The following is a 14,974-nucleotide window of genomic DNA, read 5'->3' as shown; positions in this document are numbered from 1 at the left end:
GTAGTTGCGATGAAACGTGTAGGTCTGATCGGTTGGCGCGGGATGGTCGGTTCCGTGCTCATGCAGCGGATGCTGGAAGAGCAGGATTTCGATCTAATCGAGCCGGTGTTTTTCACCACGTCCAACGTCGGTGGCCAAGGCCCGTCCGTGGGCAAGGACATTGCTCCGCTCAAGGATGCTTACAGCATTGATGAGCTGAAGACCCTCGACGTGATTCTGACCTGCCAGGGCGGCGACTACACCAGCGAAGTGTTCCCGAAACTGCGCGAAGCCGGCTGGCAGGGTTACTGGATCGACGCGGCCTCGAGCCTGCGCATGAACGATGACGCGGTGATCATTCTCGATCCCGTCAACCGCAAGGTCATCGACCAGCAGCTCGACGCGGGCACCAAGAACTACATCGGCGGCAACTGCACCGTCAGCCTGATGCTGATGGGCCTGGGCGGTCTGTTCGAAGCCGGTCTGGTCGAGTGGATGAGCGCCATGACCTATCAGGCGGCCTCCGGTGCCGGCGCGCAGAACATGCGTGAACTGATCAAGCAAATGGGCGCAACCCACGCCGCTGTCGCCGATCAACTGGCCGATCCTGCCAGCGCGATCCTCGACATCGACCGTCGCGTAGCGGATGCCATGCGCAGCGAAGCGTACCCGACCGAAAACTTCGGTGTGCCGCTGGCCGGCAGCCTGATCCCGTGGATCGACAAGGAACTGCCGAACGGCCAGAGCCGCGAAGAGTGGAAAGCTCAGGCCGAGACCAACAAGATTCTCGGTCGCTTCAAGAGCCCGATCCCGGTCGACGGCATCTGCGTGCGCATCGGCGCCATGCGCTGCCACAGCCAGGCGCTGACCATCAAGCTGAACAAAGACGTACCGATCGCCGATATCGAAGGGCTGATCAGCCAGCACAACCCTTGGGTCAAGCTGGTCCCGAACCAGCGCGAAATCAGCATGCAGGAGCTGAGTCCGACCAAGGTCACCGGCACCCTGAATGTTCCGGTGGGTCGTCTGCGCAAGCTGAACATGGGTTCGCAATTCGTCGGTGCTTTCACCGTCGGCGACCAACTGCTGTGGGGTGCGGCCGAACCGCTGCGTCGCATGCTGCGGATTTTGCTTGAGCGTTGATCGTTTGCGGCAATGAAAGAGCCCGTGCCTTGTGAGAGGTGCGGGTTTTTTTATGCCTTGGATTTCTCGGTTGCCTAGTCTGGCCCCTTCGCGAGCAGGCTCGCTCCCACAGGGGGAATGCATTTCAAATGTGGGAGCGAGCCTGCTCGCGAAGAGGCCGGTCCAGACACCGCAAATCCCGGCAGAAATTGCCTGTGCGCCAGTCACCCGGTAAAGTGCCGCTCCCCCCGTTTCGCCAGAGGCTCGCACCATGACCCAGACCCTAGATATTGCCGTGATCGGCGCCACCGGTACTGTCGGCGAAACCCTCGTACAGATTCTCGAAGAGCGCAGCTTCCCGGTCGGCACCCTGCACCTGCTGGCGAGCAGCGAATCCGCCGGCAGCTCGGTGCTGTACCGCAACAAGAACGTGCGCGTTCGCGAAGTCGACGAGTTCGATTTCAGCAAGGTCAAACTGGTGTTCTTCGCCGCCGGCCCGGCCATTACCCTGAGTTACGCCGCCCGTGCCCACGCTGCCGGCTGCTCGCTGATCGACCTGTCCGGCGCCTTGCCGGCCGATCAAGCGCCGCAAGTGGTACCGGAAGCCAACGCCGAAGTGCTCGCTGGTTTGAAAGCACCGTTCCAGGTCAGCAGCCCAAGCCCGTCGGCTACTTCGCTGGCCGTGGTACTGGCGCCGCTGCTCGATCTCATTGACCTGCAATACGTCAATGTCACCGCCAATCTGGCCGTTTCCGCCCAGGGTCGCGAAGCCGTTTCCGAGCTGGCGCGGCAGACCGCCGAGCTGTTGAACATGCGCCCGCTGGAGCCGACTTTCTTTGATCGGCAGATGGCGTTCAACTTGCTGGCTCAGGTCGGCACGCCCGACGCGCAGGGCCATACGCTGCTGGAAAAACGTCTGGTGCGCGAGTTGCGTCAGGTGCTGGCCAAGCCTTTATTAAAGATTTCCGCAACTTGCGTTCAAGCCCCGGTGTTTTTTGGCGATAGCTTTAGCGTGACCTTGCAGTCAACGTCGGCTGTCGACCTGGCGAAAGTCAACGCTGCACTCGAAGATGCGCCGGGTATCGAGCTGGTCGAAGCCGGTGATTACCCGACTGCAGTCGGTGACGCGGTAGGGCAGGATGTTGTCTATGTCGGTCGCGTGCGCAGTGGTGTCGACGACCCGGCGGAACTAAATCTGTGGCTGACGTCAGATAACGTACGCAAAGGCGCGGCCCTTAACGCTGTGCAGGTGGCTGAATTGTTGATAAAAGACCTGCTGTAAAAGATACTTGGCAACAATTTGTCGACTGATTCTAGGTGAGCGCTATGCTTGCCCAGATTGATCGATAACGTGTCACCCTCCGGGACATTCCGGGGCATCAAAGAAATAATCGCGCGCGACATCTGTCGTCGCGCGCAATGCCTTACGGCAGCGGTATTCAACATCTTCTCGCTGGCCGAGGAACGTTCAAACAAAGGATGAGGCTATGGTTCAAGTTCGCAAACTGGTGTTAGCAATAGCGGCCGCCTCGGCGCTGTCCTCCGGTATGGCGCATGCCCTCGGGCTCGGGGAGCTGACCCTGAAGTCGACCCTGAACCAGCCGCTGGTGGCTGAAATCGAGCTGCTCGACGTCAAGGATCTCACCGCTGCCGAAGTGGTGCCGAGCCTGGCTTCACCTGAAGATTTTGCCAAGGCCGGCGTCGATCGCCAGGCCTTCCTCAATGACCTGACTTTCACTCCGGTGCTCAACGCCAGCGGCAAAAGCGTGCTGCGCGTGACGTCGAGCAAGCCGCTGTCGGAACCGATGGTGAAATTCCTCGTGCAGGTGATGTGGCCGAACGGCCGTCTGCTGCGCGACTACAGTGTGCTGCTCGATCCGTCGAAGTTCTCGCCGCAGACCGCTGACGCCGCCGCGCAACCGGCGCCGTCGCAGACCGTTGCTGCGCCGACTACTGGCGCCACGCACCCGACGCAGTACACCACCACGCCGCGCGATACCCTGTGGGAAATCGCCGCGAAGGCGCGTACCGGCGGTTCGGTGCAGCAGACCATGCTGGCCATTCAAGCGCTGAACCCGGATGCGTTCATCGGCGGCAACATCAACCGCCTGAAAACCGGTCAAGTGCTGCGCCTGCCGGATTCGGTGCAAAGCACTGCGTTGCCACAATCGAAAGCGATTGCCGAAGTGGCGGCGCAGAACGAAGCCTGGCGTCAGGGCCGTCGTTATGTGGCCAAACCGGGCACTGGTCAGCAGCAGCTCGATGCGACCAACCGTGGTCGCGGCAATACCGCTGGTGCACAGAATGCCCAAGACAATCTGAGTCTGGTCTCCGCTGAAAGCGCCAAGGCGCGCGGCAAGGGCCCGGCGGGTGACGCCAAGGCGCTGAGCAACAAGCTCGCGGTCACTCAGGAAAGCCTCGACACGACCCGTCGTGACAATGAGGAACTGAAAAGCCGCGTGTCCGATCTGCAAAGCCAGATGGACAAGCTGCAAAAACTGATCGAGCTGAAAAACAATCAGCTGGCGAAACTGCAGGCCGAAGGGGCGGGCGCTGCGCCAGCCGCAAACGCTGCTGCACCGACGGTGCCTGCAATCACGGCTGAACTGGCTGCCACCCCGCCGGCCACCCCGGCAGAAGCGGCGCCGACGCCAGAGTCCGCGATTGCACCACCGGCTGAAGCGCCAGTTGAGCCAGTGGTCGCACCGAAGCCGCCTGTCGATGAAGAGAAAACCTTCAACGATCTGCTGACCAACCCGATTCTGCTGGGGCTGATCGGTGGTGGCGCAGTCGTTCTGCTGCTCCTGCTGTTGCTGCTGGCGCGTCGCCGCAAAGCTCAGCAGGAAGCCGAGAAACATCTGCGCATGGCCCGTGCCTTGTCGGAAGAGCAAGAGTTCTCCGCCGAGCAGGATCTGCCGGAAAGCAGCTTCGAAGGTCTGGAAACTCCTGCGGCGAGCGTCAAGCTCAACACTCCGGCACCTGCTCCGGCCCCCGTAGTGGCTCCGGTAGTCGCCCCGATAGTGATGGCCGAACCGATTGCTGCGCCACTGGTGGCGCCGGCCGCCGAACGTTCGGACGACGTGCTCGACAAGGCGCAATCGCACATCAACGCCGGTCGCCTGAATCAGGCAGCCGCGCTGCTCGAAGAGGGCGTCAGCCTGGAGCCGCAGCGCAGTGACCTGCGTCTGAAGCTGATGGAAGTTTACGGTCAGCAGGGCGACCGCGATGCCTTCGTCGGTCAGGAGCGTCAACTGGTGGCCAATGGCGACAACTTCGCCAAGGTCGAAGAGCTGAAAAGCCGCTTCCCGGCCATGGCCGTCGTTGCTGCCAGTGGTCTGGCCGCTGCCGCCGTGGCTGCCGAACTGGACGCGCAATACGTCAAGGATCTGCTGCTGGATGAGCCAGAAGCACCTGCGCCAGCGCCAGTGGAAGACGACCTCGACAGCGCGTTTGATCTGAGCCTGGACGATCTCGACAACATCACGCCGGTAGAGCCTGCGCCGGTGGTTGAGCCTGAAGCACCGGTCGAGCTGGACGAATTTCCGGCGGACGACGACCTGAGCTTTGAGTCGGTGCTGCAACAGCAGACCGATATCAAAGAGAACCTGGATGATCTGTCGGACTTCGACCTCGATCTGGACCTCGGTGCCGAGCCGGCGGCTCCTGCGGTTGATCTGGCGGACGATGACTTCCTGCTGGATCTGGACGAAGGCGTGAAGGATCTGCCGCCGGTCGAGGCGCCGGTGGTGGCCGATGTGCCGCAGGATGATCTGGAGCTGCCGGCCGATTTCGATCTGTCGCTGGCCGATGAAATGGACAGCAACCCAGCGGCCGAGCCTGATGCGTTCGCTGCTGAACTGGACGACGTCAACGCCGAGCTGGATCGTCTGTCGCAAAGCATTGCAGAGCCGACCTTCACTGAAGCCGATGCAATGAAGGGTGATGATCTTGGCGAGGATGATTTCGACTTCCTCGCTGGCACCGATGAAGCGGCGACCAAGCTCGATCTGGCTCAGGCCTACATCGACATGGGCGACAGCGACGGTGCGCGCGACATCCTCAACGAAGTGTTGACCGAGGGTGACGAGAAGCAGCGTGGCGAGGCCAAGGACATGCTCTCGAGCCTGTAGTAAGTCCAGCGGTAAACGAAAACGGCAGCCCGGTGAGGCTGCCGTTTTTGTTTCGGTTGGATTATGGGTTGTCTGATTTGCCGTCTTCGCGAGCAGGCTCGCTCCCACCTTTGAAATGCATTCCCCTGTGGGAGCGAGCCTGCTCGCGAAGAGGGCGGCACTGCTGATAGAGAACTCTGGTATCCCTGAACCGCCGCCTTATAATGCCCGCCTTTGCACAAACAGCAGGCTGTCCCACCTTGGCAAACATAGATAACCCGGTCGCCGAAATGGCCCCCGACGGCTTTTACCGCGTCGCGCTGGGCGTTGAGTACAAAGGCTCGCGCTACAGCGGCTGGCAGCGTCAATTGGCGGGTGTGGCGACGGTGCAGGAAGAACTCGAAAAAGCCCTGTCGAAAGTCGCCAATTCGCCGGTTTCGCTACAGTGCGCTGGTCGCACCGACGCGGGCGTGCATGCCTGCGGACAAGTGGTGCATTTCGATACGACGGTCGATCGTTCACTGAAAGCCTGGGTCATGGGCGCCAATATCAATCTGCCCCATGACATCAGCGTCAGTTGGGCGCGGGTGATGCCGGCGCATTTTCACGCGCGGTTCAAAGCTATCGCGCGGCGTTATCGCTATGTGATCTACAACGATCAGATTCGCCCGGCGCATCTCAACGAAGAAATCACCTGGAACCACCGTCCGCTGGACGTCGAGCGCATGGCCGAGGCCGCGCAGTACCTGATTGGCACCCACGATTTCAGTGCGTTCCGCGCCGGCCAGTGCCAAGCCAAGTCGCCGATCAAAAAAATGCATCACCTGCGCGTGACCCGTCACGGCAAGATGATCGTGCTCGATATACGCGCCAACGCGTTCCTGCATCACATGGTGCGCAATATCGCCGGCGTGCTGATGACCATTGGTGCCGGTGAGCGCCCGGTGGAGTGGATGAAGGAAGTGCTGGAAAGCCGCGAGCGCCGTTCCGGTGGCGTTACGGCGCATCCGTACGGTCTGTATCTGGTGCAGGTCGAGTACCACGACGAATTCCCGTTGCCCGAGCGTTTTATCGGGCCACATTTCCTTACGGGTTTCTCCGAACTTGACGGCTGACGCCCTCGAACGCTTTTGTTACCATCCGGGACTTTCCCGGATTTTGCCTCGGAGTTTTTCTCGATATGTCAGCCGTTCGCAGCAAGATCTGCGGGATTACCCGCATAGAAGATGCGCTGGCCGCCGTTGAGGCCGGGGCAGATGCGATCGGGTTCGTGTTCTATGCCAAGAGTCCGCGTGCGGTCACCGTGCAGCAGGCGCGGGCGATTATTCAGGCATTGCCGCCGTTCGTGACCACCGTTGGCCTGTTCGTCAACGCCAGTCGCTGCGAGTTGGGGGAAATCCTCGATGCCGTGCCGCTGGATCTGTTGCAGTTCCATGGCGATGAAGCCGCTGAAGATTGTGAAGGCTGGCATCGTCCGTATATCAAGGCGTTGCGGGTCAAGGCCGGTGATGACATAGCGGCTGCCGTTGACGCTTATCCCAGCGCCAGCGGTGTTCTGCTCGATACCTACGTTGAAGGCGTGCCCGGCGGAACCGGTGAGGCGTTCGACTGGTCTTTGATTCCGCAGGGGTTGAGCAAGCCATTGATTCTGGCGGGTGGTTTAACCCCAGAGAACGTCGCAGAGGCCGTGGCTCGGGTAAAACCCTACGCGGTGGATGTCAGCGGCGGGGTAGAGGCGAGCAAAGGCATCAAGGATCACGCAAAGGTTCGGGCGTTCATCAACGCGGTACGCAAAGCGCCATATTGATGTGACGGCTGGCAGTCTGCCGCCGTCCATCAATGCACTTGCACAAAGCAGGCGCGGCTGAGGGTTTCTGGATCGCACGCAGGTCATGTTTCGCGCTGACCGTGGCTGTCCACCAACCATCGCCACACACATGAATTTAGCTGAAGGGCATACGCGGGGCTGCGAACCAGAGCGTTCGGGCCGCCGGTACTGGAGAAAGAAAGCATGAGCAACTGGTTAGTAGACAAACTGATCCCTTCGATCATGCGTTCCGAGGTCAAGAAGAGCTCGGTCCCTGAAGGTCTGTGGCACAAATGCCCGTCTTGCGAGGCGGTGTTGTATCGTCCAGAGCTGGAAAAGACCCTGGACGTTTGCCCTAAATGCAACCACCACATGCGCATCGGCGCACGTGCGCGCATTGACATCTTCCTCGATGCCGAAGGTCGCAACGAACTGGGCGCCGATCTGGAACCGGTTGACCGTCTGAAATTCCGCGACGGCAAGAAGTACAAGGATCGTCTGACCGCCGCACAGAAGCAGACCGGCGAAAAAGATGCGCTGATCTCCGTCAGCGGCACCTTGCTGGGCATGCCAGTGGTGGTCTCGGCTTTTGAATTCGCCTTCATGGGCGGTTCCATGGGTGCCATCGTCGGTGAGCGCTTCGTGCGCGCCGCCAACTACGCGCTGGAAAACCGCTGCCCGATGATCTGCTTCGCCGCCTCTGGTGGTGCGCGCATGCAGGAAGCGCTGATCTCGCTAATGCAGATGGCCAAGACTTCGGCTGTGCTGGCGCGTCTGCGTGAAGAAGGCATTCCGTTCATCTCCGTACTGACCGACCCGGTCTACGGCGGTGTTTCGGCGAGTCTGGCGATGCTCGGCGACGTCATCGTCGGTGAGCCGAAAGCCCTGATCGGCTTCGCCGGTCCGCGCGTTATCGAACAAACCGTGCGTGAAAAACTGCCGGAAGGCTTCCAGCGCAGCGAGTTCCTGCTGGAGCACGGCGCGATCGACATGATCATCCACCGTCAGGAACTGCGCCCGCGTCTGGGTAACCTGCTGGCACAAATGACTGGCAAGCCGACGCCGAAATTCGTCGCCGCGCCAATCGAGCCGATCGTGGTTCCACCGGTACCTGCTGGCCTATGACCGAGCGCACCCTTGGCGAATGGCTCGCCTACCTTGAGCAGTTGCATCCGTCGGCCATCGACATGGGTCTGGAACGTTCACAACAGGTAGCGTCCCGTATGGGGCTGGGCCAGCCGGCGCCTCGGGTGATCACGGTCACCGGCACCAACGGCAAGGGTTCCACCTGCGCTTTCGTGGCTTCATTGCTGCGGGCGCAGGGCCTGAGCGTTGGTGTCTACAATTCTCCGCACCTGCTGCGTTACAACGAGCGGGTGCAGCTCAATGGCGTCGAAGCCACTGACGCGCAACTGTGCGAAGCCTTTTCAGCAGTCGAGGCCGGGCGCGGCGACACTTCCCTGACTTACTTCGAAATGGGCACCCTCGCGGCGTTCTGGCTGTTTCAGCAGGCCGGGCTGGATGCGGTGGTGCTGGAAGTCGGGCTGGGCGGGCGTCTGGACACGGTCAACGTGGTCGATGCCGATATCGCACTGGTCACCAGCATTGGCGTCGATCACGCCGATTATCTGGGCGACACCCGCGAATCTGTGGCCTTCGAAAAGGCCGGGATCTTCCGCCAGGGCAAGCCTGCTCTGTGTGGAGACCTCAATCCACCGCAACCACTGCTCGACAAGGCGCGTGAACTGGCATGTCCGTTCTTCCTGCGTGGGCGTGATTTCGACCTCGGTATCACTGATCAGCACTGGCAATGGCGCGGCACTGATGCGCAAGGTCAGGTTGTCGAGTTGCGCGACTTGCCGCTGCTCGATCTGCCGATGGAAAACGCCGCGCTGGCGTTGCAGGCGTATTTGCTGCTCGGTTTGCCATGGAATGCCCAGCAGATCGTCGCTGCGTTGCGGGCCACTCGCGTGGTCGGGCGACTGGATCGCCGCGCGTTCGAGTGGAACGGCAAGCGCCTGAATCTGTTGCTCGATGTTGGTCACAACCCGCATGCTGCCGAGTATCTGGCCCGTCGTCTGGCCTCGCAGTCACCGGTCGGCAAGCGCTTGGCGGTATTCGGCCTGTTGGCCGACAAGGATCTGGATGGTGTTGTCAGCGAATTGAATGCTAGTGTCGAGCATTGGGCCGTTGCACCGCTGGATTCACCGCGCACACGTCCAGTGGCTGAATTAAGCGCTGCATTGCAGAACCTTGGCGCTGCGGTCACGTCTTACGACAGTGTCGCGTCCGCGCTGGAAGGGCAGTGCGCCGTGGCAACCAGTGACGACGAGATTCTGTTGTTCGGATCATTTTATTGTGTCGCCGAGGCCCTTGAATGGCTGGCCCGGCGCTCCACGGAGGAAGCGGCAAATGGCTTTGCTGGATAAAGCGTACAAGCAGCGCATGGTTGGCGCTTTGGTGCTGGTCGCGCTGGCGGTGATCTTCCTGCCAATGCTGTTTTCCCGTCAGGACGAGCAGCGTCAGGTAACTGTCGAATCGCCCGCCGCACCACAAGTACCTGTCGTGCCGCAAGTGCAAATGGAAACCGTGGCTGTTCCCGAGCCGCAAGCCTTGCCGCAAGAACCGGTGCCGACGGATGAAGAAGTCGCAGAAGATACTGCACCTGTTGCGCCTGCGCCGGCGGCTCCCATTATGATTACCAAGCCTGTTGCGCCGCCGGCGGTGGCCAAGCCGATTCCTGCGCCTGCCCAGCCGATTACCTCTGCATCGAGTAAGCCTGACACGACGCAAAGCCGCGTCGATGCCAACGGTCTGTCGGTGAGCTGGTCGGTGCAACTGGCCAGTCTGTCGAGTCGTGCCAGCGCCGAAAGCCTGCAGAAGACCCTGCGCAGTCAGGGCTATAACGCTTACATCCGCTCCGCCGATGGCAAGAATCGGGTGTTTGTCGGTCCGCTGATCGAGCGTGCCGAGGCTGATCGTCTACGTGATCTGTTGGGTCGTCAGCAGAACCTCAAAGGGTTTGTCGTGCGCTTCCAGCCTGAGCGCGGCTAAAAACTATCGCGCCGATTGAAATGCACTGACAATCGCAGCTTACCGAGAGGCATGCGCTCTGCTAAAATGCGCCGCCTTATCCGTCTGTAGGCTGCACTGTGCCATTTACCTGGGTTGACTGGGCGATCGTTGCAATCATCGCCATCTCCGCTTTGATCAGTTTGAGCCGCGGCTTCGTCAAGGAAGCATTATCGCTGGTGACCTGGATCATCGCAGGAGTCGTCGCCTGGATGTTCGGTGGCTCATTGTCCGAGTACCTCGCCGGATACATCGAAACCCCATCGGCTCGCGTGATCGCGGGCTGTGCCATCATGTTTGTCGCCACGCTGATCGTGGGCGCAATGATCAATTATCTTATCGGCGAGTTGGTTCGCGTCACCGGGTTGTCCGGGACCGATCGATTCCTCGGCATGGCCTTCGGCGCAGCGCGTGGCGTGTTGCTGGTGGTCGTGGCGGTCGGGCTGTTGAGTCTGGGGCCGGTACAGCAGGACGGGTGGTGGAAAGAATCACAGCTCGTACCAAAATTTCTATTGGTCGCTGATTGGTCCAAAAACCTGATTCTCGGGTGGAGCAGTCAGTGGCTTGCCAGCGGAATCAGCGTACCCGCTGATATTCCGTTCAAGGAGCAACTCTTGCCGTCGGCGAAAACGCCCCAGTGAGTGTTGTTCAGTTCAGATCCATTAAGTAGGGGTTGCGTCGCATGTGTGGCATCGTCGGTATCGTCGGTAAGTCGAACGTCAATCAGGCGCTGTATGACGCGCTAACCGTGCTCCAGCACCGCGGCCAGGACGCTGCCGGTATCGTGACCAGCCATGATGGCCGGTTGTTCCTGCGCAAGGACAATGGCCTGGTGCGTGACGTGTTTCAGCAGCGTCACATGCAGCGTCTGGTCGGCCACATGGGTATCGGCCACGTTCGTTACCCGACCGCGGGCAGCTCGACTTCGGCCGAAGCCCAACCGTTTTACGTCAACTCGCCTTACGGCATTACGCTGGCGCACAACGGTAACCTGACCAACGTTGAACAGTTGGCCAAAGAGATCTACGAATCCGATCTGCGTCACGTCAACACCAGTTCCGACTCGGAAGTGCTGCTTAACGTGTTCGCTCACGAACTGGCCCAGCGCGGCAAGCTGCAACCGACTGAAGAAGACGTGTTTGCCGCCGTGACCGACGTGCACAACCGTTGTGTTGGTGGTTACGCCGTTGTGGCGATGGTGACCGGTTACGGCATCGTCGGTTTCCGTGACCCGCACGGCATCCGCCCAATCGTGTTTGGCCAGCGTCATACCGACGAAGGCGTCGAGTACATGATCGCCTCGGAAAGCGTTTCGCTGGACGTGCTCGGTTTTACCCTGATTCGCGACCTGGCCCCGGGCGAAGCGGTCTATATCACTGAAGACGGCAAGCTGCACACCCGTCAGTGCGCGACCAACCCGTCCCTGACACCGTGCATCTTCGAGCACGTCTACCTGGCGCGTCCGGATTCGATCATCGACGGCGTGTCGGTCTATAAGGCCCGTCTGCGCATGGGCGAGAAGCTCGCCGAGAAGATCCTGCGCGAGCGTCCAGAGCACGACATCGACGTGGTTATCCCGATTCCGGACACCAGCCGCACTGCGGCACTGGAGCTGGCCAACCACTTGGGCGTGAAATTCCGCGAAGGTTTCGTCAAGAACCGTTACATCGGTCGTACCTTCATCATGCCGGGCCAGGCGGCTCGCAAGAAGTCGGTTCGCCAGAAACTCAACGCTATCGAGCTGGAATTCCGCGGCAAGAACGTGATGCTGGTCGATGACTCGATCGTGCGCGGTACCACCTGCAAGCAGATCATCCAGATGGCCCGCGAAGCCGGCGCGAAAAACGTCTACTTCTGCTCGGCAGCCCCAGCGGTACGCTTCCCGAACGTGTATGGCATCGACATGCCAAGCGCCCACGAACTGATCGCGCACAATCGTTCGACTCAGGACGTGGCGGATCTGATCGGCGCTGATTGGCTGATCTATCAGGACCTGCCTGACTTGATCGAGGCGGTCGGTGGCGGCAAGATCAAGATCGAGAACTTCGATTGCGCGGTGTTCGACGGCAAGTACGTCACCGGCGACGTCGACGAGGCGTACCTGAACAAGATCGAGCAGGCGCGTAACGACTCCTCGAAGATCAAGACCCAAGCGGTCAGTGCGATCATCGATCTGTACAACAACTGAGTTATCACCGGCCCTGAGGGGCCGGTTTTGTATCTGACTTTCAATTTTCGCGAACAGGGCAAGGAGTGACAGCATGAGTCAGGAATGGGATGCCGGTCGACTGGATAGCGACCTCGAAGGCGTAGCGTTCGACACCCTGGCCGTACGTGCCGGTCAGCACCGTACGCCGGAAGGCGAGCACGGTGATCCGATGTTCTTCACCTCCAGCTACGTGTTCCGCACCGCTGCCGACGCAGCCGCGCGGTTTGCCGGCGAAGTGCCGGGCAACGTTTACTCGCGTTACACCAACCCGACCGTGCGCGCGTTCGAAGAGCGCATTGCCGCGCTGGAAAGCGCCGAGCAGGCCGTTGCCACCGCAACCGGCATGGCCGCGATCATGGCAGTGGTGATGAGCCTGTGCAGTGCCGGTGATCACGTACTGGTTTCGCGCAGCGTATTCGGTTCGACCATCAGCCTGTTCGAGAAGTACTTCAAGCGTTTTGGCGTTGAAGTCGATTACGTTCCGTTGGCTGATCTGTCGGCATGGGATTCGGCGATCAAGTCGAATACCAAGCTGCTTTTCGTCGAATCGCCATCCAACCCTCTGGCTGAACTGGTCGACATTGCCGCACTGGCGGAAATCGCTCACGCCAAAGGCGCGATGCTGGTGGTCGATAACTGCTTCTGCACGCCAGCGTTGCAGCAGCCGCTGAAAATGGGCGCAGATATCGTTGTGCACTCGGCGACCAAGTTTATCGACGGTCAGGGCCGTTGCATGGGCGGCGTGGTTGCCGGTCGCAGTGAGCAGATGAAAGAGATCGTCGGCTTCCTGCGCACCGCCGGGCCGACCTTGAGCCCGTTCAATGCGTGGATCTTCCTCAAAGGTCTGGAAACCCTGAACCTGCGGATGAAGGCCCACTGCGCCAACGCCCAGGAGCTGGCCGAATGGCTGGAGCAGCAGGACGGCATCGAGAAGGTGCATTACGCCGGTCTCAAGAGCCATCCGCAGCACGAACTGGCCCAGCGTCAGCAGAAGGGCTTCGGTGCGGTAGTGAGTTTCGAGGTCAAGGACGGCAAAGAGGGCGCGTGGCGCTTTATCGATGCCACCCGGTTGATTTCGATCACTGCCAACCTCGGTGACAGCAAAACCACCATCACGCACCCGAGCACCACCTCCCACGGCCGTCTGGCGCCGCAGGAGCGTGAAGCGGCAGGCATCCGTGACAGCCTGATCCGCATTGCGGTCGGTCTGGAAGATGTGGCGGACCTGCAGGCCGATCTGGCGCGCGGTCTGGCAGCGTTGTGATCGAGTTGTCTACGCCGACAGCGGGTACCCATGGCCGCGTTGCGCTGGTCACGGGAGCCGCGCGCGGTATCGGTCTGGGGATCGCGGCATGGCTGATCAGCGAAGGCTGGCAAGTGGTGCTGACTGATCTGGATCGTGCGCGCGGTTCGAAAGTGGCGAAGGTGCTGGGCGAAAACGCCTGGTTCATCGCCATGGACGTCGCCGATGAGGGCCAGGTCGCGCTCGGCGTTGCCGAAGTGCTGGGGCAGTTTGGTCGCCTCGATGCGCTGGTGTGCAACGCGGCGGTCGCCGATCCGCACAACATCACCCTGGAAAGCCTCGATCTGGCGTACTGGAATCGTGTGTTGGCGGTGAATCTCAGCGGGCCGATGTTACTGGCTAAGCACTGTGCGCCGTATCTGCGCGCGCACAACGGTTCGATCGTCAACCTGGCCTCGACCCGTGCGCGGCAGTCGGAGGCGGACTCCGAGGCGTATGCGGCGAGTAAGGGCGGCTTGTTGGCGCTGACGCATGCGCTGGCCATCAGCCTCGGGCCGGAGATTCGCGTCAACGCAGTCAGCCCGGGCTGGATCGATGCGCGGGATCCCTCTGCGCGTCGGGCCGAGCCTTTGGCCGATGCCGATCATGCTCAGCATCCGGCGGGCAGGGTAGGGACGGTTGAAGATGTGGCGGCCATGGTCGCCTGGTTGCTGTCGAGGAATGCCGGGTTTGTCACTGGGCAGGAATTCGTCGTCGATGGCGGTATGACGAAAAAGATGATCTATAGCGAGTAGATCGCCTTTTTCTCTGAATTTGCGTTGGATGAACTGACGCCTTCGCGAGCAGGCTCGCTCCCACATTTGGAATGCATACCCCCTGTGGGGGCGAGCTTGCTCGCGAAGGCGGTCTTGCAGGATGGAAAAAATTCGTCTTTTTAAGAAAAACTTCAATCCTGCTATTGACTTAGGTTCGCTACCTGCGTAAATTTCGCGGCCTCGGAGATGCAAACGGGTGATTAGCTCAGCTGGGAGAGCGTCTGCCTTACAAGCAGAATGTCGGCGGTTCGATCCCGTCATCACCCACCACTCCCCGAGAAACTTGCGTAAGCAAGAGCGTAGGCTGAAAGTGCCTGCACCGACGCGCAGCGGTAGTTCAGTCGGTTAGAATACCGGCCTGTCACGCCGGGGGTCGCGGGTTCGAGTCCCGTCCGCTGCGCCATATTTTACGAATCAGGCTTGTCTGGTTCGCGATTGCAAAGCACCGAAGCTTGCAGTCAAAACGAGTTACTTGAGCGTAAGCTCAAAGCGATACGCAGCGGTAGTTCAGTCGGTTAGAATACCGGCCTGTCACGCCGGGGGTCGCGGGTTCGAGTCCCGTCCGCTGCGCCATATCTGCTTCAAGGACCACTGAACGCCTTGAAGCACCGAAAGCAA

At 60.6% G+C, this 14,974-nt stretch carries 12 protein-coding genes and 3 tRNA genes; all 15 read left to right on the top strand.

Going from position 1 to position 14,974, the window contains the following annotated elements:
* The first annotated feature begins 9 nt into the window (after positions 1-9).
* The 15 genes from asd (at position 10) to ACOYXE_RS12665 (ending at position 14,929) form a co-directional block, all read left to right on the top strand.
* On the top strand, positions 10-1,122 hold the full coding sequence (asd, locus tag ACOYXE_RS12735; protein WP_007913448.1) for an aspartate-semialdehyde dehydrogenase: 1,113 nt from the start codon (positions 10-12) through the stop codon (positions 1,120-1,122).
* Between the two features lie 250 nt (positions 1,123-1,372).
* Positions 1,373-2,383, top strand: coding sequence for an aspartate-semialdehyde dehydrogenase (locus tag ACOYXE_RS12730; protein WP_160057147.1), 1,011 nt, complete (start codon positions 1,373-1,375; stop codon positions 2,381-2,383).
* Between the two features lie 205 nt (positions 2,384-2,588).
* The gene (locus ACOYXE_RS12725; RefSeq protein WP_460929510.1) at positions 2,589-5,231 is read left to right on the top strand and encodes a FimV/HubP family polar landmark protein; all 2,643 of its coding nucleotides are present in this window, start codon (positions 2,589-2,591) and stop codon (positions 5,229-5,231) included.
* Between the two features lie 269 nt (positions 5,232-5,500).
* Complete coding sequence (truA, locus tag ACOYXE_RS12720; RefSeq protein ID WP_174244500.1) at positions 5,501-6,325, top strand: tRNA pseudouridine(38-40) synthase TruA; 825 nt, start codon at positions 5,501-5,503, stop codon at positions 6,323-6,325.
* A 65-nt stretch (positions 6,326-6,390) separates the two neighbouring features.
* Positions 6,391-7,017, top strand: coding sequence for a phosphoribosylanthranilate isomerase (locus ACOYXE_RS12715; protein ID WP_405121978.1), 627 nt, complete (start codon positions 6,391-6,393; stop codon positions 7,015-7,017).
* A gap of 204 nt (positions 7,018-7,221) precedes the next feature.
* Positions 7,222-8,142: an acetyl-CoA carboxylase, carboxyltransferase subunit beta gene (gene accD, locus ACOYXE_RS12710; RefSeq protein WP_007913458.1), complete on the top strand. Its 921-nt coding sequence runs from the start codon at positions 7,222-7,224 to the stop codon at positions 8,140-8,142.
* Positions 8,139-9,446, top strand: coding sequence for a bifunctional tetrahydrofolate synthase/dihydrofolate synthase (folC, locus tag ACOYXE_RS12705; RefSeq protein ID WP_160057151.1), 1,308 nt, complete (start codon positions 8,139-8,141; stop codon positions 9,444-9,446). The genes accD and folC overlap by 4 nt, the downstream gene beginning before the upstream one ends.
* On the top strand, positions 9,430-10,071 hold the full coding sequence (locus tag ACOYXE_RS12700) for an SPOR domain-containing protein (RefSeq protein WP_160057152.1): 642 nt from the start codon (positions 9,430-9,432) through the stop codon (positions 10,069-10,071). Before folC ends, ACOYXE_RS12700 begins: the two co-directional genes overlap by 17 nt.
* Positions 10,072-10,169: 98 nt before the next feature.
* Positions 10,170-10,730 (top strand): CvpA family protein, encoded by a 561-nt coding sequence (locus ACOYXE_RS12695; RefSeq protein WP_007913461.1) that lies wholly within the window; start codon positions 10,170-10,172, stop codon positions 10,728-10,730.
* Positions 10,731-10,771: 41 nt separating this feature from the next.
* Positions 10,772-12,277 carry an amidophosphoribosyltransferase gene (gene purF, locus ACOYXE_RS12690; RefSeq protein WP_007913462.1) on the top strand — a complete coding sequence of 502 codons (1,506 nt, stop codon included), beginning with the start codon at positions 10,772-10,774 and terminating at the stop codon, positions 12,275-12,277.
* A 73-nt stretch (positions 12,278-12,350) separates the two neighbouring features.
* Complete coding sequence (locus tag ACOYXE_RS12685) at positions 12,351-13,562, top strand: O-succinylhomoserine sulfhydrylase (RefSeq protein ID WP_460929505.1); 1,212 nt, start codon at positions 12,351-12,353, stop codon at positions 13,560-13,562.
* Entirely contained in the window at positions 13,559-14,335 is a 777-nt protein-coding gene (locus tag ACOYXE_RS12680; protein WP_008083223.1) for an SDR family oxidoreductase, read from the top strand. Before ACOYXE_RS12685 ends, ACOYXE_RS12680 begins: the two co-directional genes overlap by 4 nt.
* A gap of 215 nt (positions 14,336-14,550) precedes the next feature.
* A tRNA-Val gene (locus tag ACOYXE_RS12675) sits at positions 14,551-14,626 on the top strand.
* Positions 14,627-14,682: 56 nt separating this feature from the next.
* Positions 14,683-14,759: transfer RNA gene (locus ACOYXE_RS12670), tRNA-Asp, on the top strand.
* A 93-nt stretch (positions 14,760-14,852) separates the two neighbouring features.
* A tRNA-Asp gene (locus ACOYXE_RS12665) sits at positions 14,853-14,929 on the top strand.
* Positions 14,930-14,974 lie beyond the last annotated feature (45 nt).

This window comes from Pseudomonas sp. MC6 (assembly GCF_054790575.1).
The sequence above is the reverse complement of the archived record's forward strand: the minus strand, read 5'-3'. Positions and strand labels throughout refer to the sequence as shown.

Bases quoted from the DNA above. Each gene is read 5' to 3' on its own strand.
- ACOYXE_RS12700 (WP_160057152.1), top strand. From the start codon at position 9,430: ATGGCTTTGCTGGATAAAGCGTACAAGCAGCGCATGGTTGGCGCTTTG.
- truA (WP_174244500.1), top strand. From the start codon at position 5,501: ATGGCCCCCGACGGCTTTTACCGCGTCGCGCTGGGCGTTGAGTACAAA.
- purF (WP_007913462.1), top strand. From the start codon at position 10,772: ATGTGTGGCATCGTCGGTATCGTCGGTAAGTCGAACGTCAATCAGGCG.
- folC (WP_160057151.1), top strand. From the start codon at position 8,139: ATGACCGAGCGCACCCTTGGCGAATGGCTCGCCTACCTTGAGCAGTTG.
- accD (WP_007913458.1), top strand. From the start codon at position 7,222: ATGAGCAACTGGTTAGTAGACAAACTGATCCCTTCGATCATGCGTTCC.
- ACOYXE_RS12685 (WP_460929505.1), top strand. From the start codon at position 12,351: ATGAGTCAGGAATGGGATGCCGGTCGACTGGATAGCGACCTCGAAGGC.
- ACOYXE_RS12715 (WP_405121978.1), top strand. From the start codon at position 6,391: ATGTCAGCCGTTCGCAGCAAGATCTGCGGGATTACCCGCATAGAAGAT.
- ACOYXE_RS12730 (WP_160057147.1), top strand. From the start codon at position 1,373: ATGACCCAGACCCTAGATATTGCCGTGATCGGCGCCACCGGTACTGTC.
- asd (WP_007913448.1), top strand. From the start codon at position 10: ATGAAACGTGTAGGTCTGATCGGTTGGCGCGGGATGGTCGGTTCCGTG.
- ACOYXE_RS12725 (WP_460929510.1), top strand. From the start codon at position 2,589: ATGGTTCAAGTTCGCAAACTGGTGTTAGCAATAGCGGCCGCCTCGGCG.